Genomic DNA, 25,524 nt, shown 5'->3' on the forward strand with positions numbered 1-25,524 from the left:
GTGCAGGAAGAGCAGCAGGACAAGGTTGCCGACTACCTGAGGCGAGTCACGGTCGAGTTGCGCCGGGCTCGTGAACGCGTCCTCGAACTGGAGCAGAAGCACAGCGAGCCCATCGCGATCGTGGGCATGTCGTGCCGCTTCCCCGGCGGTGTGGTCACTCCCGAGCAGCTGTGGGAAGCCGTTGTCTCCGAACGGGATCTGGTGACCCCGTTCCCGGCGGACCGCGGCTGGGACCTGTCCTCGTTGCGTGACCGGTCGCTGGCGCAGGAGGGCGGCTTCCTGGCCGACCTGGCCTCGTTCGACGCGGACTTCTTCGGCATCTCGCCGCGCGAGGCCCTCGGCATGGACCCGCAGCAGCGCATGATGCTGGAGCTCACGTGGGAGGCCCTGGAGCGTGCGGGCCTGGATCCCGCTGCGCTGCGCGGTTCTTCGACCGGCGTCTTCGTGGGTACGAACGGCCAGGACTACGCGGATCTGGTGTCGGTGGACGGCGACGGGCACGCCTCCACCGGCCTCATCGCATCCGTGCTGTCGGGCCGTCTCTCCTACACGTTCGGCTTCGAGGGCCCCGCGGTCTCGGTCGACACTGCGTGCTCCTCTTCTTCCGTGGCCATGCATCTGGCCATGCAGGCACTGCGTTCCGGCGAGTGCTCACTGGCGCTGGCCGGCGGCGTCACGATCATGGCAACGCCAAGCTCGTTCATCGAGTTCACCCTGCAGCGCGGCCTGGCCTCCGACGGCCGTTGCAAGGCCTTCTCCGACTCGGCCGACGGCGTCGGCTGGGCAGAGGGCGCCGGCATGCTGGTCTTGGAACGACTGTCGGACGCCGTTGCCGCCGGTCACCAGGTGCTGGGTCTGCTGCGCGGGTCGGCCGTCAACCAGGACGGTGCCTCCAACGGCCTGACCGCGCCGAACGGTCCTTCGCAGCAGCGCGTGATCCGCGCCGCCCTGGCCTCCGCAGGCCTGTCTCCGGCGGATGTCGACGCCGTCGAGGCGCACGGCACCGGTACTTCGCTGGGCGACCCGATCGAGGCCGCGGCGCTGATCGCCGCTTACGGCCAGGACCGCTCCGTTCCGCTGTACATCGGTTCCATCAAGTCGAACATCGGCCACACGCAGGCGGCGGCGGGCGTCGCCTCCGTGATCAAGGTCGTGCAGGCGATGCAGCACGGCGTGCTGCCCCGCACCTTGCACGTCACCGAGCCTTCCTCTCACGTCGACTGGTCGGCCGGCTCCGTCTCCCTGCTGACCTCGGCCACGCAATGGCCTTCGGTCGACCGGCCCCGGCGGGTCGGCATCTCGTCGTTCGGTGTCTCCGGCACCAACTCACACCTGATCTTGGAAGCGCCGCCTCGCCCGGAACTGTCAGACCCCTCTGAGACGATTGGAGTGGGGGGTGGATCCCCCCAGGGGGCCCGCGAATCCGTATCGATTCCGAGCGTGCCGTGGCTGGTCTCGGCCAAGTCGGAGGCGGCGCTCACCGGCCAGATCGCGCAGCTGGCCGACGCGTCGGCGGACCCAGCGGTGGAGACAGCGGCGGACCCGAAGGACGTCGGGTACGCGCTGTCGTTGCGCACGCTCTTCGACCACCGCGCGGTCGTCCTCGACGGCGCCGAGATCGCGCGCGGCATCGCCAGCGACAAGCAGCTCGCGATGCTGTTCACCGGCCAGGGCTCACAGCGCCTCGGCATGGGCCGCGAGCTGTACGAGGCGTTCCCGGTGTTCCGCGCGGCGTTCGACGAGGTCGCCCAGCACCTCGACCTGGGCACTATGTGGGGCTCAGATGCCGACGCGCTCAACCAGACCGGCAACGCCCAGCCGGCGATCTTCGCCCTCCAGGTCGCCCTCTACCGCCTGGTCGAGTCGTTCGGCGTCAAGGCCGACCACGTCGCCGGCCACTCGATCGGCGAGATCGCCGCCGCACACATCGCGGGCGTGTTCAGCCTCGAAGACGCCTGCACGTTGATCAGCGCCCGCGCATCACTCATGCAGGCTCTACCGCCCGGTGGCGTGATGATCGCGCTGCAGGCCACCGAAGACGAGATCACCCTGACCCCAGGTGTGTCCATCGCGGCGATCAACGCAGCCGACTCACTCGTCCTCGCCGGGGTAGAGGACGAAGCCCGCGCTATCGTCGCGCAGTTCGAAGGCCGCAAATCCAAGCAACTGGCCGTCAGCCACGCGTTCCACTCACCGCTGATGGACCCGATGCTCGACGACTTCCGCGACGCCATCGCGGGCATCGAGTTCCACGCTCCGGTCATCCCCGGCCTCGGTGACGTCGCGAACGCCGAGTACTGGGTCCGCCACGTCCGCGCCACCGTCCGCTTCCACGACACCGTGCAGGCGTTGGGCGACAAGACGTTCCTGGAGATCGGCCCCGACGGCGTGCTGTCCGCGCTGGTCGACGACGGCATCCCGGTCCTGCGCAAGGACCGTCCGGAAGCCCTCGGACTGATCACCGCGCTCGCACGCCTGCACGTCCAAGGCGCCGGCGTCGACTGGCGGCCCTTCTTCGACGGCGCGAGCAGGGCCGACCTGCCGACCTATGCGTTCCAGCGGCAGCGTTTCTGGCCGTCCACCGCGAAGATCGCCGACGCCGCCGGCCTCGGTCTCACCGCTGTCGGGCACCCGTTGCTCGGCGCGGCCGTGGAGCTGGCCGACGGGCAGGGCGTGCTGTTCACCAGCAGGCTCTCCGCCGCGACCCAGCCGTGGCTCGCGGACCACGTCGTCGGCGGCCGCGTGCTGTTCCCCGGCACGGCGTTCGTCGAGCTCGCGTTGTGCGCGGGCGACGAACTGGGCCTTGACCGCCTCGACGAGCTGACGCTGTCGGCGCCGCTGGTTCTCGATGCTCCGGTGCAACTCCAGGTCGCGATCGGCGCTCCGGACAGCTCGGGCCGCCGCTCCATCGCGATGTACTCGCGGCTCGACCCGGACGCGCCGTGGCTCGAGCACTGCACCGGTGTCCTCGCGTCCGGCACGGTCAGCAGCGACTTCCCCGCCACCTGGCCGCCCGCTGGCGCGGAACCGGTTGCGCTGGACGGCTTCTACGAGCGGTTCGCGGACAACGGCTTCGCTTACGGGCCGGCGTTCCAGGGGCTCCGCGCGGCGTGGCGGCTCGGCGACGACGTCTACGCCGAGGTCGCCGTCACCGAGGAGACGGACCGCTTCGGTCTCCACCCGGCCCTGCTCGACGCCGCCCTGCACGCCGCCGACCTCACCACGTCCGAGGGCGGCATGCCGTTCGCGTGGCAGGGCGTTTCGCTGCACGCGACCGGAGCCTCCGCGCTGCGCGTACGCATCCGGCCTCGGGGCGAGTCGTTCGCGATCGCCGCGACCGACCCCCACGGCACGCCGGTCGTGTCGGTCGACTCTCTCGTCACCCGCCCGCTGTCGACCGACGCCGGGATCGCGCGGGAAGCGCTGTTCCACGTCGACTGGACGCCCATCGCCCTGCCCGCCGAGACCGCTGAGGCCGAGCTGGACTTCGTCGTCTCCGACGGCTCCCCGGCCGAGTCCGCGCACGTCCTGACGGCGCGGGTGCTCGCGCGACTCCAGCAGTGGATCGCGGACGAGCGGCAGGACCGCCTCGCGTTCGTCACCCGCCCCGGCGATCTCGGCGCGGCCGCGGTCTGGGGCCTGGTCCGATCGGCCCAGACCGAGCACCCCGGCCGTTTCGTACTGGTCGAGGCGGACGGCGACGTCCCGGCGGAGGTCTTCGCGCTGGACGAGCCGCAGGTCCGGCTCCGTTCCGGCGAGGTCTTCGTCCCGCGCCTGGCCCGGCTCGCCCCCTCCAGCGGTTTCTCCTGGCAGGGCAGGGTTCTCATCACCGGCGGCACCGGCGGCCTCGGCCTGGTGATCGCCCGGCACCTCGTCGCCACCCACGGCGTGCGCGATCTGCTGCTCGTCTCGCGGCGCGGCGAGGCCGACGTCGCCGAGCTGGAAGCATTGGGCGCGAACGTGATCGTCGAGGCGTGCGACGTCTCCGACCGCGCCGCCGTCGCCGATCTGCTGGCACGGAACGAGATCCGCGCCGTCGTGCACACCGCAGGCGTCCTCGACGACGGCATCGTCGAGTCCCTGACGGCCGACCGCGTCGACACCGTCCTGCGTCCCAAGGTGGACGCCGCGTGGCACCTGCACGAGCTGACCGTAGACCTCGACGCCTTTGTCGTGTTCTCTTCGGTCGCGGGCACGATCGGCACGGCCGGACAGAGCAATTACGCTGCGGCGAACGCGTTCCTCGACGGTTTGATGGAGTACCGCCGCCTTCAGGGCCTCCCCGGCACCTCGTTGGCGTGGGGCCCGTGGATCGCGGGCATGCTGTCCGGTGCCGACGCGGAACGCATGGCGCGCACCGGAATCCCCGGCATCACCGTCGAGCAGGGCATCGAACTCTTCGACGCCGCCATGGGAGGCGGCAACGCCGTCCCGGTGCGCCTCGACCTGCCCGTCCTGCGCGGCCGCGGCGACATCCCGCCGATGCTGCGCGGCCTGATCAAGACCCGCCCACGCCGCGTCGTCGCGGGCTCCGACACCGCCGTCTCGCTGACGGGCCGCCTGGCGAGCCTCGACGAGACCGCGCGCCGGGAAGCGTTGCTGGACGTCGTGCGCGGCCAGGTCGCCACCGTCCTCGGCCACGCGGGCACCGACGAGATCGACCCCGGCCGGGCCTTTCAGTCACTCGGCTTCGACTCGCTGACCGCAGTCGAACTCCGCAACCAGCTCACCGCCGTCACGGGCCTGCGCCTGCCGGCCACCCTGATCTTCGACTACCCGAACGCCGGTGTCCTCGCCGAGTATCTGCGCGATGAGCTCTTCGGTTCCGACGCGGTCGTTCCGTCGCTTGAAGTGCGGTCCGCGGTCGCCGACGACCCGATCGTGATCGTCGGCATGGCCTGCCGCTACCCCGGCGGCGTCACGTCGCCGGAGGACCTGTGGCGCCTCGTCGTCGACGGCGTGGACGCGGTGACCGACTTCCCGGCGAACCGCGGCTGGGACGTCGACTCGCTGTACCACCCGGATCCCGACCACATCGGCACCTCCTACACCCGTTCTGGCGGCTTCCTGCACGACGCGCCCCTGTTCGACCCGGCGTTCTTCGGCATGTCCCCGCGTGAGGCGCTGGCGACCGACACCCAGCAGCGCCTGCTGCTGGAAACCGCCTGGGAGTCCCTGGAACGCGCGGGCATCGACCCGACCTCGTTGCGGGGCAGCGCGACCGGCGTGTTCGCGGGCGTCATGTACACCGACTACTCGGTCGTGATCAGCGGCAGCGAGTTCGAGGGCTACCAGAGCATGGGCAGCGCCGGCACGTTCGCGTCCGGCCGCGTCTCCTACACCTTCGGCTTCGAGGGCCCGGCCGTCACCGTCGACACCGCCTGCTCGTCGTCCTTGGTCGCCCTGCACCTGGCGGCACAGGCCCTGCGCAACGGCGAATGCTCCCTGGCCCTCGCCGGCGGCGTGACGGTGATGTCGACGCCGTCCACGTTCGTCGAGTTCTCCCGCCAGCGCGGTCTGTCCGCCGACGGCCGCTGCAAGTCCTTCGCCGACTCCGCGGACGGCGTCGGCTGGTCCGAGGGCGTCGGCCTCCTGGTGCTCGAGCGCCAGTCCGACGCGCTGCGCAACGGCCACACCATCCTGGCCGTCGTCCGCGGCTCCGCGATCAACCAGGACGGCGCCTCCAACGGCCTCACCGCCCCGAACGGCCCTTCCCAGCAACGCGTGATCCGCTCCGCCCTGGCCTCCGCCGGGCTGGCGGTTTCCGACGTCGACGTCGTCGAGGCTCATGGCACCGGCACGACACTGGGCGATCCGATCGAGGCCCAGGCGTTGCTCGCGGTGTACGGCCAGGACCGCGTCGAGCCGCTTCTGTTGGGCTCGATCAAGTCCAACATCGGCCACTCCCAGGCCGCCGCGGGTGTCGCGGGCGTGATCAAGATGGTGCACGCGATGCGCCACGGCCTGGTCCCCGCGACCCTGCACGTGGACTCGCCGTCCACCCACGTGGACTGGGAGGCCGGCGACATCAGCCTCGTCACCTCCGCAACCGACTGGCCTGCCGTTTCCCGCCCGCGCCGCGCTGGCATCTCGTCGTTCGGTGTCTCGGGCACGAACGCACACGTGATCTTGGAAGCTCCCGCGCGTGAACGGTCCACTCACGACACGACCGCACCAGAACTGTCAGACCCCCGTGGGACGATTGGAGTGGGGACCTCGGTCTCCCCCGGAGGGGGCGAGGCGGGATCGATCCAGCGCGGCGAGGTGCCGTGGCTGGTGTCGGCGAAGTCGGCGGAAGCGCTGGACGCGCAGCTCGAGCGGGTGCTGGCGCTGGATGGCGACCCGCGGGACATCGGCTACTCACTCGCGTTGAAGACGCGCTTCGACCACCGGGCCGTGGTGCTCGACGGTCAGGTCGTCGCTCAGGGCGCGGTGAGCGGGAAGCCGCTGGCATTCGTGTTCTCCGGGCAGGGTTCGCAGCGGCTCGGCATGGGACGTGAGCTGTACGAGGCGTTCCCGGTGTTCGCGCACGCGTTGGACGAGGTGCTGGAGCACCTCGAAGGCGTCCGCGAGGTCATGTGGGGCGAGGACGCCGATGCGTTGAGCCAGACCGGAAACACGCAGCCCGCGATCTTCGCGATCGAGGTGGCGCTTTACCGGTTGCTCGAGTCGTTCGGCGTGAAGCCCGCTCAGGTCGCCGGGCACTCCATCGGTGAGGTCGCCGCCGCGCATGTTGCGGGCGTGATGAGCCTCGCGGACGCGTGCACGTTGATCAGCGCGCGTGCGTGGTTGATGCAGGCGTTGCCGGCCGGTGGCGCGATGGTGTCGGTCATCGCGTCCGAAGAAGAGGTGAGCGCGCACCTGACTGATGGCGTGTCCATTGCCGCCGTCAACGGTCCGCGGTCTGTCGTGATCGCCGGTGTCGAAGAAGAAGTGCTGGCTGTCGCGGAGAAGTGGAAGGGCAAGCGGCTGAAGGTCAGCCATGCGTTCCACTCGCCGTTGATGGAGCCGATGCTCGAGGACTTCCGTGAGGCCATCAGCGGGCTCACGTTCCACGAACCGGCTATTCCGATCAGCGCGTCTGGTGATGTCACGTCGGTCGATTACTGGGTCGGCCACGTGCGTGACACCGTGCGCTTCCACGACAACGTCACTCGGTTGGGTGACGTCACTCTGCTGGAGCTCGGGCCTGATGCGCAGTTGACGGCGATGGTTGACGGGTTGATTCCGACGTTGACGCGAGTCAAGTCTGATGTTGAATCAATGTTGACTGCACTCAGTCAAGTACACATTGACGGAATCAATGTTGACTGGACGCAGCTGTACACAGGCGGGCGACGTGTCGACGTGCCCACCTACGCGTTCGACCACCAGTCGTTCTGGCCCGAGACCAGCGCGAAGCCGGATCTGCGGTCGGCCGGACTGGGCGCGGTGGAGCACCCGCTGCTCGGCGTTGCCGTCGAACTCGCCGGGGGAGCGGGCTACCTGTTCACCGCGCGGCTGTCGTGCCGGTCGTGGCTCGCCGACCACACCGTGCACGGCGCGGTGCTCGTGCCGGGCGCGGCGCTGGTCGAGCTGGCGGTGCGGGCGGCCGACGAGGTCGGCCTCGACCGCGTCGAGGAGCTCACGCTCGCCGCGCCGCTGGTGCTCCCGGACAGCGGTGGCGTCCAGATTCAACTGATCGTGGGCGTCGAGGAGAACAGCCGCCGATCGCTCTCCCTCTACTCCCGGCCCGAAGGCGCGGTCGACGCGCCGTGGACGGAGCACGCCACCGGTGTGCTCGGGTCCGGCGCCGTCGTCGCCGAGGTCGGTGAGTGGCCGCCGCGCGCGGAGGCCATCGACGTCACGGACGCGTACGAGCGGTTCGCGGCGAACGGGTTCGAATACGGGCCCGCGTTCCAGGGCTTGCAGGCGGCTTGGCGCGACGGCGACACGATCTTCGCCGAGGTCGCGCTGCCGGAGGGCGTGGACGGGGCGGCGTTCGGGCTGCACCCGGCACTTCTGGACGCCGCACTGCATGCGGCGCTGCTCGTTGATGAGGGCGCAGGGCTGCCGTTCTCGTGGGAAGGCGTGTCGCTGCACGCGACCGGTGCCACGGCGTTGCGCGTCAAGCTGACTCGCAACGGCGGCAACCTCGCCATCGCGCTCGCCGACCCCACCGGTGCACCTGTTGCGTCTGTGGACGCGCTGGTGGTGCGCGCGGTGTCCGCGGAGCAGCTCAGCACGACGGACCGCGACTCGCTGTTCCAGGTCGACTGGGTCGAGGTGCCGGTGCTGGCCGAGCCCGCGACGGACGTCGTGGTGGAAGACGTGGTTGCGGCTGGGGACGTCGTCGAGGCCACGCATGCGTTGGTTGCGCAGGCGTTGGCGCGGATGCAGGAGTGGATCGCGGACGAACGTCCCGAGAAGCTGGTGTTCGTCACCGGCATGGGATGCCTGGCGGGCGCGGCGGTGCGAGGTCTCGTGCGGTCGGCACAGAGCGAGCACCCCGGCCGGTTCGGCATCATCGACACGGACTCCGGCGAACTCGTGCCGCAGGCGCTGGGCATCGACGAGCCCGAACTGATCATCCGTGACGGCGTGGTGAAGGCCGCCCGGCTCGCGCGAGCCGCCGCGGTGCCACGTGAGGTCACCTGGCAGGGGCCGGTGCTGATCACCGGTGGCACCGGCGGTCTCGGCGGCGTCATCGCGAAACACCTTGTTGCGCAGGGTGTCGAGGAACTCGTCCTGGTCAGCCGGCGTGGCGAGAAGCCCGAGTGGGTCGCTGAGCTGGATGCGCGTGTCACCGTCGCGAAGTGCGACGTGGCGGACCGCAAGGCCGTGCAGAAGCTGTTGAAAAGGCACGCTGTCCGGTCGATCGTGCACGCCGCGGGTGTGCTCGACGACGGTGTGATCGAGTCGCTGACGCCCGAACGGTTGTCGAATGTGTTGCGGCCCAAGGTCGACGCCGCCTGGAACCTGCACGAGCTGGTGGGCGAACTCGACCGGTTCGTGCTCTTCTCGTCCGTCGCCGGCACGCTCGGCAGCGCGGGCCAGGGCAACTACGCGGCGGCCAACGCGTTCCTCGACGCGCTCGCCCAGCACCGGCCCAACACCATCTCCCTCGCCTGGGGTGCCTGGGAAGGCGGCATGGCCGGGCATCTGTCCGAAGTGGATGTCGAACGCATGCGCCGCGCCGGCATGCCGCCGATCTCGGTGGAGCAGGGCATCGAGCTGTTCGACACCGCCCTCGCGCACGGCGGCCCGGCACTGGCGCCGTTCCGGCTCGACCTCGCTGTACTGCGCGCGAAGGGCGAGGTGGCGCAGGTGTTGCGCGGCCTGGTCCGGACGCGTTCGAAGCGGTCCGTCGCGGGCTCTGACACCGCGGTCACGCTCGTCTCCCGGCTGTCGGCGCTGTCCGAGACCGGCCGGCTCGAAGCGCTGCTTGACGTCGTGCGCGCTGAAGCCGCGGCCGTGCTCGGCCACGGTGGCGCGCACGCGATCGACCCGGCGCAGCAGTTCCGCGACCTCGGCTTCGACTCGCTGACCGCCGTCGAGCTGCGCAACCGCCTCACGGCCGCGACCGGCATCCGGTTGCCCGCGACCCTGATCTTCGACTACCCGACCTCCGGCTCGCTGGCCTCCTACCTGCGCGACGAACTGCTCGGTGGCGTCGCCGTCACACCGGATCTGCCCGCCCTCGTGTCCACTTCGGACGATCCGATCGTGATCGTCGGCATGGCCTGCCGTTACCCCGGTGGCGTCACGACGCCGGAAGAGCTGTGGCAGCTGGTGCTGGACGAGACCGACGCGGTCACCGGCTTCCCGGCAGACCGCGGCTGGGACCTCGAAGGCCTGTACCACCCGGACCCCGACCACATCGGCACCTCCTACACGCGTTCCGGCGGCTTCCTGCACGACGCGGCCGAGTTCGATCCGTCGTTCTTCGGCATGTCGCCACGTGAGGCGCTGGCGACCGACACCCAGCAGCGTCTGCTGCTGGAAACCGCCTGGGAGGCGCTGGAACGCGCCGGCATCGACCCGGCCGCGTTGCGGGGCAGCGCGACCGGTGTGTTCACCGGCTTGATGTACAACGACTACCAGTCCGTCGTCGGCGGCGGCGACATGGAAGGACACCAGGGACAGGGCAGCGCGGGCAGCGTTGCCTCGGGCCGCGTGTCCTACGTGTTCGGGTTCGAGGGCCCGGCGGTCACGGTCGATACGGCGTGCTCGTCGTCGCTGGTCGCGATGCACTGGGCGATCCAGTCGCTGCGGTCGGGGGAGTGCTCGCTCGCGCTGGCCGGCGGTGTGACGGTGATGTCGACGCCGTCGACGTTCATCGAGTTCTCGCGGCAGCGCGGGGTTTCCGAGGACGGCCGGTCGAAGGCGTTCTCCGACTCCGCCGACGGCGTCGGCTGGGCAGAGGGCATCGGCCAGGTCGTGCTTGAGCGCCAGTCCGACGCTCTGCGCAACGGCCACCGGATCTTGGCTGTGGTGCGCGGTTCCGCCGTTAACCAGGACGGCGCGTCCAACGGCCTCACCGCGCCGAACGGTCCTTCGCAGCAACGGGTCATCCGTGCCGCGCTGGCTTCGGCCGGTCTGTCGGTCGCCGATGTCGACGCGGTCGAGGCGCACGGCACCGGAACGCCCCTGGGCGACCCGATCGAGGCCCAGGCGCTACTCGCGACGTACGGCCAGGACCGCACCGAGCCGCTGCTGCTGGGCTCCATCAAGTCGAACATCGGCCACTCTCAGGCCGCCGCGGGTGTCGCGTCGGTGATCAAGATGGTGCAGGCGCTGCACCACGGTGTGCTGCCGCGCACCCTGCACGTCACTGAGCCGTCGTCCCACGTCGATTGGGAGGCCGGCGACGTCGAGCTGCTGACCACCACGCGCTCGTGGCCCGCCGTCTCCCGTCCCCGCCGCGCAGGTGTCTCGTCGTTCGGCGTCTCGGGCACGAACGCACACGTGATCTTGGAAGCTCCCGCGCGTGAACGGTCCACTCACGACGCGACGGTTCCTGAATTGTCAGACCTCCGTGGGACGATTGGAGTGGGGACCTCGGTCTCCCCCGGAGGGGGCGAGGCGGGATCGATCCAGCGCGGTGAGGTGCCGTGGCTGGTGACGGCGAAGTCGGCGGAAGCGCTGGAGGCTCAGCTCGAGCGCGTGCGAGCGGTGGACGCGGACCCGGTCGACATCGGGTTCACGCTGGCCGCGCGGGCCGCGTTCGATCACCGGGCGGTGGTCGTCGGAGCCGGCGAACCGATCGTCGGGCAGGTCACGACCGCGGGCAAGACGGTGTTCGTGTTCCCCGGCCAGGGCTCGCAGTGGGTCGGCATGGGCCGCGAACTGCTGAGGACCAACGAGGTGTTCGCTCGCAGGATCGCGGAGTGCGAAACAGCGCTGGCGCCGTTCGTGAGCTGGTCGCTGACCGAGGTGCTGACGGACGAGTTGCCGCTCGACCAGGTCGACGTCGTGCAGCCGGTGCTGTGGGCGGTCATGGTGTCGCTGGCCGAAGTGTGGCGTTCGTACGGGGTCGAGCCAGACGCGGTCGTCGGGCATTCGCAGGGTGAGATCGCGGCGGCGGCGGTCGCCGGGGCGTTGAGCCTCGACGACGCGGCGCGCGTGGTGGCGCTGCGGTCGCAGGCCGTCGATGAAGCGTTGTCCCGGCGGGGCGGCATGTTGTCGGTGTCGCTGCCGGTGGACGAAGTGCGGCCGCGGATCGCGCGTTATCAGGACCGCGTGGCGGTCGCGGCGGTCAACGGGCCGAGCTCGACGGTCGTCGCGGGTGAGGTCGAGGCGCTGTCGGAGATCGTGCTGGAGTGCGAGACGCAGGGCGTCCGGGCGCGCATGATCGCGGTCGACTACGCGTCGCACACGCCGCAGGTCGAGGCGATTCGGGAACGGGTGCTGGAGGAGCTCGCGGCTGTCGAGCCGCGGACCTCGGCGATTCCGCTCTACTCCACGGTGACGGGCGAGCCGATCGACACCGCGATCATGGACGCCGGCTACTGGTTCACCAACCTGCGGCAGACCGTGGAGTTCCAGAACGCCACGAACGCCTTGCTGCGCGACGGGTTCCGGTTCTTCGTCGAGCCCAGCGCCCACCCGGTGCTGACGTACGGCGTCGAGCAGACCGCGGGAGAACACGACGCGGTGGTGCTCGGTACGTTGCGGCGCGACGAAGGCGGCACGAAGCAGCTGATCACGGCGCTCGCCCAGGCGCACGTCCGAGGCCTCGGCGTCACGTGGGACGAGTTCTTCCGCGGCGGTGAGCTGATCGACCTGCCGACGTACGCGTTCCAGCGCCAGCGGTTCTGGCCGTCCGGGCGGGTGCGGTCGGGCGATCCGTCCGGCCTGGGCCTCAGCGCGGTCGGGCATCCGCTGCTCGGCGCGGAGGTCAGCGTCGCGGGCGGCGACGACGTGCTGTTCACGTCGCGTCTGTCGACGCGATCGCATCCGTGGCTCGCGGACCACGCCGTCAGCGGCGCGGTTCTGTTGCCCGGCACGGCTTTTGTCGAGTTGGCGGTGCGCGCCGGGGACGAGGTCGGCTGCGAGAAGCTCGACGAGCTCACGATCTCCGCACCGCTCGTGCTCGCCGGCTCGGTGCAGCTGCAGGTCGCCGTCCGGGCCGAGGACGCGAGCGGGCGTCGGCCCGTCGTGATCTACTCGCGCAACGAGGACGACGCGCCGTGGATCGAGCACGCTTCCGGCACGTTGTCGATGGGCAACGCTACTAGCGACTTCGATGCGAGCGTGTGGCCGCCGAACGCGGAAAGCGTTGATGTCGAAGGAGCTTACGAGCGGTTCGCGGGGATGGGCTTCGAGTACGGGCCCGCGTTCCAGGGGCTGCGGGCCGTGTGGCGGGACGGCGACGACGTGTACGCCGAGGTCACCACGACCGAGGACACCGCGGGCTTCGGCCTGCACCCGGCGTTGCTCGACTGCGCGCTGCACGCCGCGTTGCTGGCGAAGGACGGCGCCGGGCTGCCGTTCGCGTGGGAAGGCGTGTCGCTGCACGCCACCGGCGCGACGGAGCTGCGGGTTCGGTTGCGCTCCAACGGTGACGCGATGGAGATCGCGCTCGCCGACGCCACCGGCCGGCCCGTCGCCACGGTCGAGTCGCTCGTCGTGCGGCCGGTCGTGTTGCCGGAGAACGAGGTCGACCGTGACTCGTTGTTCCGCGTCGAGTGGACGCCGATCGCTTTGCCGGCCGACGCGGCCGAGAACGTGGTCGTCGAGCACGTCGTGGGCGACGGCAACGTCATCGAGTCGACGCGCACGCTGACCACCCGAGTTCTGGCCCGGCTCCAGGAGTGGATCTCCGGGGAACGCGCCGAGCGACTGGTTTTCGTGACCCGCGAAGGCGATCTGGCCGGGCAGGCGGTGTGGGGGCTGGTGCGGTCGGCGCAGACCGAGCATCCCGGCCGGTTCGTGCTGGCGGACATCGACGACGACGCGGTGCTGCCGCAGGCGTTGGCCGCGGACGAACCGCAGCTGCGCGTCCGGCAGGGACAGGTCCTGGTGCCACGGCTGGCCCGTGCCGCGGCGGCACAGGACATCACGTGGGAAAGCCCGGTGCTGATCACCGGCGGAGGCGGGCTCGGCGGGGTGATCGCGCAGCACCTCGTCGCGGAGCACGGTGTCACTGAGGTGATCCTGGCCAGCAGGAGCGGCCGGAAGCCCGCGTGGGAGGTGGACGCGACCGTCAAGGTCGTCAAATGCGATGTCAGTGACCGCAAGGCTCTCCAGCGACTGCTGAAGAAGCACACCGTGAAGTCGGTCGTGCACACAGCCGGCGTGCTGGACGACGGCGTGATCGAGTCGCTCACCCCCGAGCAGTTCGACACCGTGCTGGCGCCCAAGGTCGACGCCGCGTGGCACCTGCACGAGCTGCTGCCCGAGGTGCCGTTCGTGCTGTTCTCGTCCGCCGCGGGCATTCTTGGTGGCGCCGGCCAGGGCAACTACGCGGCGGGCAACGCGTTCCTCGACGCACTCGCCGAACATCGCCGCGCACAAGGACTTCCTGCCGTCTCACTGGCGTGGGGCACGTGGGAGGCCACGGTCGGCCTGACCGGGTCGCTGACCGACGCCGACCGGGAACGCCTGGTGCGCGCCGGAATGCCACCGATCACCCCCGAGCAGGGCACCGCGCTGTTCGACGCGGCGGTCGCGGCGGGCGAAGCGGTGCTGCTGCCCGCACGGCTCGACCTCGCGACGTTGCGAGCACAGGGCGAGGTGCACGCGTTGCTACGCGGCCTGATCCGCACCCGCGCACGCCGCGTGGTCGCCGGATCGGACGCGGCCACCGGACTGGCCGCGAAGCTGCGGCCGCTGGGCGACGGCGAACGCCTCGACGCACTGCTCGACCTGATCCGCGCGCAGGTCAGCGCCGTGCTGGCGCTGGAGGGATTCGACGCCGGGCGCGCGTTCCGCGACCTCGGCTTCGACTCGCTGACCGCCGTCGACCTGCGCAACCGCTTGACCGCCGTCACCGGACTGCGGCTGCCCGCCACGCTCGTGTTCGACTACCCGACCGCGCACGTGCTGGCGGCGTTCCTGCGCGACGAACTGTTCGGCGCGGACGGCGGCTCGACGGTCGAAGTGCGCACCGCCGTCGACGACGATCCGATCGTCATCGTGGGCATGGCGTGCCGGTTCCCCGGTGGCGTCAGCACGCCCGAGGACCTGTGGCAGCTGGTGCTGGACGGCGCCGACGCGATCTCCGAGTTCCCGTCCGACCGCGGCTGGGACCTCGACACGTTGTTCTCCGGCAACGACATCGGCACCTCGGCCACGCGTCTCGGCGGCTTCCTGCACGACGCGGGCGAGTTCGACCCGGCGTTCTTCGGCATGTCCCCGCGCGAGGCGCTCGCGACCGACTCGCAGCAGCGCCTGCTGCTGGAGACGGCGTGGGAGGCGTTCGAACGGGCCGGCATCGACCCGGTTTCGTTGCGGGGCAGCGCGACCGGCGTGTTCGCCGGCGTCATGTACAACGACTACGCGCAACTGCTCGGCGGTGAGTTCGAGGGCCACCACGGCACCGGATCGTCGCCGTCCGTCGCGTCCGGCCGGGTGTCCTACGTGCTCGGGCTGGAAGGACCGGCGGTCACGATCGACACGGCGTGCTCGTCGTCGCTCGTCGCGATGCACCTCGCCCAGCAGTCACTGCGGACCGGCGAGTCGTCGCTGGCACTCGCCGGTGGCGTCGCGGTCATGTCGACGCCCGCGACGTTCGTCGAGATCTCCCGGCAGCGCGGCGTGTCGTCGGACGGGCGCTGCAAGGCGTTCTCCGAGGGCGCGGACGGCACCGGGTTCTCCGAGGGTGTCGGCCTGCTCGTGCTGGAGCGCCAGTCCGATGCGCTTCGCAACGGCCACAACATCCTCGCGGTTCTCAAGGGCACCGCGGTCAACCAGGACGGCGCGTCCAACGGCCTCACCGCTCCGAACGGCCCGTCGCAGCAGCGGGTGATCCGCGCTGCTCTCGCGACGGCCGGTCTCTCGCCCACGGACGTCGACGCCGTGGAAGCGCACGGCACGGGCACGTCGCTGGGTGACCCGATCGAGGCTCAGGCGCTGCTGGCGGTGTACGGGCAGGAACGCGCGGAGCCGCTGTACCTGGGGTCGATCAAGTCGAACATCGGCCACACCCAGTCGGCCGCCGGTGTCGCCGGCGTCATCAAGATGATCATGGCGCTGCGCCACGGCGTGCTGCCGCAGACCCTGCACGTGTCCGCGCCCTCCTCGCACATCGAGTGGGACGCGGGCGCGGTCGAGCTGCTCACCTCGGCCCGCGACTGGCCGGCGGTCGAGCGGCCGCGCCGCGCGGGTGTGTCGTCGTTCGGCATCTCCGGCACGAACGCCCACGTCATCCTCGAGGCCCCGGAATTGTCGGACCTGCCTGAGATGATTGGGATGGGGGGCGAATCCCCCCAGGGGGCCAGCCAGTCGGTATCGATTCCGCTGGCGGTGTCGGCCAAGTCCGCGGCGTCGCTGCGCGCTCAGATCGAACGGGTCAGGGCGCTGGTGGACGGTGGGCAGCGGCCCGTGGACGTCGGGTTCTCGCTGGCGGCGCGCAGCAGGTTCGAGCACCGGGCGGTGATCGTCGGCGACGAGGTCGTCGAGGGTTCCGTGGTGCAGGCGGGTCCGGGGCCGGTGTTCGTGTTCCCCGGCCAGGGCAGCCAGTGGCCCGGCATGGCGGTCGCGCTGCTCGACGAGGACGAGACGTTCGCGCACTGGATGGCCGAAGCCGACCGCGCGATCGCGGAGCTCGTCGGCTGGTCGGTCATCGACGTGCTGCGCGGCGACGCCGAGTTGCTGGACCGCATCGAGATCCTGCAGCCCGCGCTGTTCGCGATCATGATCTCGCTCGCCCAGACGTGGCGCGCGAACGGCATCGAGCCCGCGGCGGTCGTCGGCCACTCGCAGGGCGAGATCGCCGCCGCCTACATCGCGGGCGCGCTCACTCTCGAGCAGGCCGCGTTCATCGTGGTCAAGCGCTCGCAGCTGTTCGCGGACGAACTCGTCGGCAACGGCGCTGTCGCCAGCATCGCGCTGCCCGCGACCGAGGTCGAGAAGCTGCTTCCGCCGGAGCTGGCGATCGCGGGCGTCAACAGCCCGCACGCCTGCACGGTCGCCGGCGCGGTCCCGGAGCTGGAGAAGTTCGTCGCGAGCTGTGTCGCCAAGGACATCCGTGCCCGTGTGATCGGCTCCACGGTCGCTTCGCACTGCGCGCAGGTCGACCGCCTCCGCGACCAGATCCTCGAACTCTTCGCGGACATCACCCCGCGGAGCGGCACCATCCTGTTCTACTCGACCGTCACCGCGGAGCGGATCGACACCGCCACCCTCGACGCCGAGTACTGGTTCCAGAACGCCCGCCGGCCGGTCAGCTTCGCGAAGGTCGTCGAGCAACTCGTCCAGGACGGCCACCGCGTGCTGATCGAGTCAAGCGCGCACCCCGTGCTGATGCTGCCCGCGCAGCAGACCGCGGAAGCCGCCGGCACCGAGATCGTCGCCATCGGTTCATTGCGCCGTGACCAGGGCGGGAAGAACCGGTTCCTCATCTCGCTCGCCGAGGCGTGGGTCGCGGGTCTCGACATCGGGTGGCAGTACCCCGGCGGCAAGAACGTCCTGCTGCCCACGTATGCGTTCGACCGCCAGCGGTTCTGGCCGGAGCCGCTGGCCAAGGACATCTCCGACCCGGTGGACGCCGAGTTCTGGGAGCTCGTCGACAACGGTGGTCTGGAAGACATCGGCGTCGAGCAGGGCGTCGCGCAAACACTCGCGCAGTGGCGCAGCCGCCGAAAGTCCGAATCCACAATGGACACCTGGCGCTACCGCGACCGGTGGACGCCGGTCACCGTCACCGGCACGCCCACCGGAACATGGCTCGTCGTCACGTCCGGCGGCGAAGCTCAAGATGTCATCGACGCGGTGAACGCCACGCACCTCGATATCGACGAGCAGATCAGCCGCGCGGACCTCATCGCACGCCTGCCGGAGTCGATCGACGGCGTCATCGCGATGACCGGCCTGCAGGCGACGATCACGCTGGTCCAGGCACTGGCCGAAGCCGGTGTCACGGCACCGGTCTGGGCCGTCACGCGGGGCGCCGTCGCGGTCGGCGACCAGCCGGTCGACCCGGCGCAGACCGCCCTCTGGGGTCTCGGCCGCGTCGCCGCGCTCGACCTGCCGCGCCGCTGGGGCGGCCTGATCGACCTGCCCGGCACGCTTGACGCCAAGGCGGCCCAACGGTTCGCTGCGGTGCTCACCGGCACCGAGGACCAGGTCGCGATCCGCGAGAACGGCGTGTTCGCCCGCCGTCTCGTCCGCACGAACGCCCACCACAGCCCCGAGTTCCAGGCTTCTGGCACGGTCCTGATCACCGGCGGCACCGGCGCGTTGGGCGGCCACGTCGCCCGCTGGATGGCCGAAGCCGGCGCTGAGCACCTGGTGCTCACCAGCCGCCGCGGCCTCGACGCACCTGGAGCTCAAGAACTCAAGGCAGAGCTGGAAAGCACCACGCGCGTCACGATCGCGGCATGCGACGCGGCGGACCGGGAAGCGCTGGCGACCCTTCTCGAGACCATCGACGATCTCACGACGGTCGTGCACGCGGCGGGCATCGGCACCGGCGACGCCCCGATCGACGAACTGCGGTACGAGGACGTCACGGCGTTGCTCGACACGAAGATCACCGCGGCCAAGCATCTGCACGAACTGGCCCCGCACGCGCGGTTCATCCTGTTCTCGTCGGGTGCGGCGAGCTGGGGCAGCGGCGGCCAGCCCGCGTACGGCGCGGCCAACGCCTACCTCGACGGTCTTGCATACCTGCGCAGGTCGCAGGGGCTGCAGGCTACATCGGTCGCGTGGGGTGCGTGGGCGGAAGCCGGAATGGCCGCCGACCACGGCATGTACGACGCGTTGCGGCGGATCGGCATCGGGTCGATGCCGCCGGAGCTCGCGATGAAGGTGCTGCGCCAGGCCGTCGCCGACGACCAGACCCAGCTCACCGTCACCGACATCGACTGGGCGAAGTTCGCGCCGAGCTTCACCGCGGAACGCCCGAGCCCGTTGCTCACCGGCATTCCCGAGGTGCGTGCGGCACTCGCCGACGAGCCGGTAGAGGAGTCGGAACTCAAGCAGCGCCTGGCGAAGCTCAGCGCCGCCGAACGTGACCGCGCACTGCTCGACCTGGTCCGCGCCGAGGCCGCGAAGACGTTGGGCTACGCGGAAAGCGAGCAGGTGCCGGTCGGCAGGGCGTTCCGCGAGCTGGGATTCGACTCGGTCACCGCGGTCGAGATGCGCAACCGCCTCAAGACCGCGACCGGGCTCGCGTTGCCCGCGACGCTCGTCTTCGACTACCCGACCGCTACGACGCTCTCGCAGCACCTGCGAGACGAGCTGTTCGGTGGCGCGCAACAGATCGAGGTCCGCGCGGCCATGCACGCGACGGACGACCCGATCGCGATCGTCGGCATCGGCTGCCGTTATCCCGGTGGTGTCACGACGCCGGAAGCCTTGTGGGACCTGGTCTTCGAGGGCCGCGACGTCATCTCGCGGTTCCCGACCGATCGCGGCTGGGACCTGGAGAGGCTGGCCAGCTCGACGTTCGAGGGCGGCTTCCTCGACGCCGTGGCCGACTTCGACGCGGGCTTCTTCGGCATCTCGCCCCGCGAAGCCGTCGTGATGGACCCGCAGCAGCGCCTCCTGCTGGAAACCTCCTGGGAGGCTTTGGAACGCGCGGGCATCGACCCGACTTCCCTGAAGGGCAGCCTGACCGGAGTCTTCGTCGGCACGACCGGTCAGGACTACGAGTCGCTGCTCAACCGGTCGCTGGAGGAGACCGGCCCGTACGCGACGACCGCGTTCTCCGCGTCGGTGCTGTCCGGCCGGATCTCCTACCTGCTCGGCCTCGAAGGCCCCGCGGTCACCATCGACACGGCCTGCTCGTCGTCGCTAGTGGCCATGCACTGGGCCGCACACGCGCTGCGCAACGGCGAGTGCGACCTGGCTTTGGCAGGTGGCGTGGCGGTCATGACCACGCCGAACGCCTACTCCGCCTTCACCGCGGCCGGCGGGCTCGCGCCGGACGGCCGCTGCAAGGCATTCGCCGAGGCCGCCGACGGCACCGGCTGGTCCGAGGGTGCCGGTGTGATCCTGCTGGAACGACTGTCCGATGCGCGCCGCAACGGCCACGAGGTTCTGGCTGTGTTGCGTGGTTCGGCCATCAACCAGGACGGCGCGTCGAACGGCCTCACTGCGCCGAACGGTCCGTCGCAACAGCGCGTGATCCGGCAGGCGCTGGCGAACGCCGGACTCGCACCGTCCGAAGTGGACGCTGTAGAGGCGCACGGCACGGGCACCACCCTGGGTGACCCGATCGAGGCGCAGGCCGTGCTGGCGACCTACGGGCAGAACCGGGAAACACCGCTGCTGCTCGGCTCTATCAAGTCGAACCTCGGCCACCCGCAGTCCGCGGGCGGTGTCGCCGGTGTGATCAAGATGGTGCAGGCTTTGCGGCACGGTGTGTTGCCGCAGACTCTGCACGTCGACGCGCCGTCGTCCAACGTGGAATGGCAGGTCGGCAACGTCGAGCTGCTCACCGAACGCCGCGACTGGCCGGCTGCCGACCGCCCGCGCCGCGCTGGTGTCTCGTCGTTCGGTGTCTCCGGGACGAACGCGCACGTGATCATCGAGGAGGCGCCGGAGTGCACGGCTCCGGTTCCCGCGACGACCAGCTCTGCTGCGGTGGTGCCGCTCGTGGTGTCCGGACGTTCTGAGGAAGCGCTGGCCGACCAGCTCGTGCGCCTTGGCACCGTTGATGCTTCTCCGCTCGATCTCGCTTACTCGCTCGCGGTGTCGCGCAGCTCGTTCGAGCACCGGGCGGTGCTTGCCGACGGTGTCGAGATCGCCAGGGGAGAGGCGGCCGAGCGCGATCTGGCGCTGCTGTTCACGGGACAGGGCTCGCAGCGGCTCGGCATGGGTCGTGACCTCTACGAGCGGTTCCCGGTGTTCGCGGATGCTTTCGACGCCGTGCTCGCGCATCTCGACCCGGCGCTGCGGTCGGTCATGTGGGGTGAGGACGCGGAGGCGCTCAACCAGACCGGCAACGCGCAGCCCGCGATCTTCGCGCTCGAAGTTGCTCTGTACCGGCTGGTGGAGTCGTTCGGCGTGAAGGCCGACCGGCTCGCGGGGCACTCGATCGGTGAGATCGCGGCCGCGCACGTCGCCGGTGTGTTCAGCCTCGAGGACGCGTGCACGCTGATCAGCGCGCGTGCCTCGTTGATGCAGGCACTGCCCACCGGTGGCGCGATGATCGCGATCGAGGCCGCCGAGGACGAGATCACGCCGCTGCTGACTTCTGGTGTCTCGATCGCCGCGGTCAACGGGCCGAACGCCGTCGTCATCGCCGGTGTTGAACAAGAGGTTCGTGGGATTGTTGAACAACTCAACGATCGCGGGCGCAAGTCCAAGCAGCTCAAGGTCAGCCACGCGTTCCACTCGCCGCTGATGGAGCCCATGCTGGACGACTTCCGCGCGGCCATCGCCGGCATTTCGTTCAACAATCCGACGATCCCGTTGTTGACTTGTGGGATTGTTGAACGATCCGACGATGCGATCGTTCAACAATCCGAGTACTGGGTCCGGCACGTGCGGGAGGCCGTGCGGTTCCACGACACGGTGCGCGCGCTGGACGGCAGTACGTTCCTGGAGATCGGCCCGGACGGGGTGCTGTCCGCGATGGTCAGCGGCATCCCGTTGCTGCGCAAGGACCGCGGCGAGGAGCAGGCGTTCGTCGCCGGGCTCGCCCGCCTGCACGTCAGCGGCGCGACCGTGGACTGGAGCGCGCTGTTCGAGGGCACGGGCGCGCGGCGGGTGGACCTGCCGACCTACGCGTTCCAGCACGAGCGCTACTGGCCGACCGTGCTCGACGTCGCACCGGCCGACCGCGCCAGGTCCACTGTGGACTCGTGGCGGCACCGAGAATCGTGGGAGCGGATCACCCCGCGTGGTTCGGCCTCCGGAACTTGGCTGGTGCTCGGCGCCGACGACGACTTCGCTCGTGAGGTCGCGGCGGCCATCAACGGCACGGTGGTGCAGGAGCTCCCGGAGACACCGTTCGACGGGGTCGTGTCGCTGCTCGCACTGGACGCCGAGGTCGACGAGAACGGCGTGCCACGGGGCGTGATCGCGACGATGGAGCTGATCCAATCGCTGGCGCGCAAGGGTGTCAGTGCTCCGGTGTGGGCGGTGACGCGCGGCGCGGCGACCAGCCCGTCGCAGAGCGCGGTCTGGGGCCTCGGCCGGGTGGCGGCTCTGGAGCTGCCCGCGCAGTGGGGCGGACTCGTCGACGTCACCGGTGACGTCTCGCAGCTCGCCGCCGTACTCGTCGGCGACGAGGCCGAGGTCGAGATCCGCGAAGAGGGCGTGTTCGCACGGCGTTACGACGCGGCAACGCCGACCGACGCGATGTGGGAGCCGCACGGCACCGTCATCGTCACCGGCGGCACGGGTGCACTCGGCACGCACGTCGCCCGCGACCTCAAGGACCGCGGCGTCGAGAAGATCGTGCTGGTCAGCCGGCGCGGTCTGGAGGCGCCGGGTGCCGCTGAGCTGCGCGACGAACTGGGTGCCGAGATCGTGGCGTGCGACGTCGCGGATCGTGAGGCTGTTCAGCAACTGCTCGAGCAGTACCCGCCGAACGCCATCGTGCACACGGCCGGTGTGCTGAGCGACGGTGTGCTGGAAGGCCTTGCGCCGGAACGGTTCGCGGACGTGTTTCGGTCGAAGGTCGCCTCCGCCCTGGTGCTCGACGAGCTGACGCGGTCGGTGGAGCTGGACGCGTTCGTCCTGTTCTCGTCGGTCGCGGGTGCTCTCGGCAACCCCGGCCAGGCCAACTACGCGGCCGCGAACGCCGTTCTCGACGCGATCGCGCGGGACCGGCGTGCACACGGCCTGCCCGCGACGTCGATCGCGTGGGGTGCGTGGGCGGGTGCCGGTATGGCCGAAAGCGTTGACGCGCACGGCATCACGATGCGTCCGGACCTCGCCGTGGAGTCGATGTGGCGTGCGGTCGCGGAGGACGCGCCGACCGTTGCCATCGCGATCTTGCCGGAGAAGCCCAAGGCGCGTAAGAAGCTTCAGATCAGCGGTGACGTGCTGGAGGTCGTGCGCACGGCCGTCGCGTCGGTGCTCGGCTACGCCGGCCCGCACGCGGTGGGCGTGGACAAGGAGTTCCGCGATCTCGGGTTCGACTCGCTGACCGCCGTCGAGCTGCGCAACCAGCTGTCCGCCGCGACTGGCAAGACGCTGCCCGCGTCGCTGGTCTACGACTACCCGACGCCGCGCCGTCTCGCCGACCACCTGCGTGGTGGAGCCGTCGAGACCGAGGTGGCGTCGGTGCGCGCGGACGAGCCGATCGCGATCGTCGGTATGGCGTGCCGGTTCCCCGGCGACGTGAACTCGCCCGAAGCGTTGTGGCAGCTGCTACTCGACGGGCGGGATGGCATGGGCGCGTTCCCCGCTGACCGCGACTGGGACGTCGAGTCGGTGCTGTCCACGTCGATCACCCGCGAGGCCGGGTTCCTGGCCGGCACCGCGGACTTCGATCCGGCGTTCTTCGGGATCTCGCCGCGTGAGGCGCTCGCGATGGACCCGCAGCAGAGGTTCCTGCTGGAGACCACGTGGGAGGCACTGGAGCGGGTGGGCGTCGATCCGCTGTCGTTGCGCGGATCGCAGACCGGTGTCTTCGTCGGCACGAACGGCCAGGACTACGCGACCCTGCTGACCAGTTCGGCCGAGGACACCGAGGGCCACGCGGCCACGGGTCTCGCGGCCTCTGTGATCTCGGGCCGCCTGTCCTACACGTTCGGCTTCGAGGGGCCGGCCGTCACGGTCGACACGGCGTGCTCCGCTTCTCTCGTCGCGATGCACCTTGCGGTGCAGGCGTTGCGAGGCGGCGAGTGCTCTCTCGCGGTGTCGGGTGGTGCGACGATCATGACCACGCCGTACGCGTTCGCTGAACTGACACGTCAGGGCGCTCTCGCGGCCAACGGCCGCTCGAAGGCGTTCTCCGACGATGCGGACGGCGCCGGGTGGTCCGAGGGCGTCGGCATGGTCGTGATGGAGCGTCTGTCCGATGCCGTGCGCAACGGGCACCAGGTGCTGGCGGTGATTCGCGGTTCCGCGGTGAACCAGGACGGCGCCTCCAACGGCTTGACCGCGCCCAACGGTCCGTCGCAGCAGCGGGTGATCCGTGCTGCTCTCGCGAACGCCGGTCTGTCCGTTGGCGATGTCGACGTCGTCGAGGCGCACGGCACCGGCACGGCGCTGGGCGACCCGATCGAGGCTCAGGCGCTGATCAACACCTACGGTTCCGACCGGGCCACGCCGCTGTGGCTGGGGTCGGTGAAGTCGAACATCGGCCACACCCAGGCGGCCGCGGGTGTCGCCGGCGTGATCAAGATGGTCCTCGCACTGCAGAACGACCTGCTCCCGCAGACGCTGCACGTGGCCGCGCCGTCGTCGCACGTCGACTGGTCGGAGGGCACGGTCGAGCTGCTGACCGAGGCTCGTGAGTGGGAAACCAACGGCCATCCGCGCCGCGCGGGCGTCTCCGCGTTCGGCATCTCGGGCACGAACGCGCACATGATCCTCGAAGAAGCCCCCGCGCATGAACGGTCCACTCACAACGCGACGGTTCCGGAATTGTCAGACCCTCGTGGGACGATTGGAGTGGGGACCTCGGTCTCCCCCTGGGGGGCCCAGTCGGGATCGATTCCGCTGGTCGTGTCGGCGAAGTCGCCGGGGTCGCTGCGCGCCCGCATCGACCAGGTGCGCGCGCTCGAGGGCGAGGTCGCGGACGTCGGGTTCTCGTTGCTGACGACGAGGTCGCTGTTCGACCACCGCGCGGTGCTCATCGGTGACGAAGTCATCCAGGGCGTGGCGCAGGACAGTGCGCCGGTGTTCATCTTCCCCGGCCAGGGCTCGCAGTGGCACGGCATGGCCGTCGAGTTGCTGGACGAGGACGAGACGTTCGCGCACTGGATCCGCGAGTGCGACACCGCGATCGGCAAGCTCGTCGACTGGTCGGTGATCGATGTCCTGCGGGGCGAGGCCGAACTGCTGGACCGCATCGAGATCCTGCAGCCGACGCTGTTCGCGGTGATGGTGTCGCTGGCCCAGACCTGGCGCGCGAACGGTGTCGAGCCCACGGCGGTCGTCGGCCATTCCCAGGGCGAGATCGGCGCCGCCTACATCGCCGGGGCGCTCAGCCTCGACGAAGCGGCCAAGATCGTCGTGCTGCGGTCCCAGCTGTTCGCGGACGAGCTCGTCGGCAATGGCGCGGTGGCCAGCGTGGCACTGCCGGTCGAGGAAGCCCGCGCGCTCATCGAGCAGTGGCCGGTGCTGTCGATCGCGGGCATCAACAGCCCCACCGCGTGCACGGTCGCGGGCGCGATCCCCGAGCTCACCGCGTTCGTGGAGTTGTGCCAGGCCAGGGAGATCCGCGCGAGGATCGTCGCGTCGACGGTCGCCTCGCACGGCCCGCAGGTCGAGCCGTTGCGCGAGAAGCTGATGAACCTCCTCGGCACCATCACGCCGCGCTCGAGCGACATCGCGTTCTACTCGACGGTCAAGGCAGAACGCATCGACACGACGACCCTCGACGCCGACTACTGGTACGAGAACGCCCGCCGCCCCATCGAGTTCGTCGCGATCACGCAGAAGCTGATCGAGGACGGCTACCGGGTGTTCGTCGAGTCGAGTCCGCACCCGGTGCTCACGATGTCCGCCCAGGCCACGGCCGAGGCGGACGGCACGGAGATCATCACGGTCGGCTCGCTGCGCCGCGACCAAGGCAACAACCAGAGGTTCACCACTTCCCTCGCCGAGGCGTGGGTCGCGGGACTCGGCGTCGACTGGCGGTACCCCGGCGGGAAACGCATCGACCTGCCGACGTATCCGTTCAGCCGCAGCAGGTTCTGGCCGAAGGCGGGCACGCAGACGACGAACGCCGAGGACAGCGCGTTCTGGCAGCTC

General features: G+C 70.3%; 1 protein-coding gene (running past one end of the window). It reads left to right on the plus strand.

The window, feature by feature from the left end:
* A protein-coding gene (locus ACIA8G_RS28265; protein ID WP_396421697.1) for a type I polyketide synthase crosses the window boundary here: on the plus strand, positions 1-25,524 show its 5' portion. Its footprint extends 2,016 nt past the window's final position; only the first 25,524 of its 27,540 coding nucleotides appear in the window; the start codon lies at positions 1-3; its stop codon lies off the right edge, out of view.

Origin of the sequence: Lentzea sp. NPDC051213 (assembly GCF_044455585.1) — a bacterium.
Classification (GTDB): domain Bacteria; phylum Actinomycetota; class Actinomycetes; order Mycobacteriales; family Pseudonocardiaceae; genus Lentzea.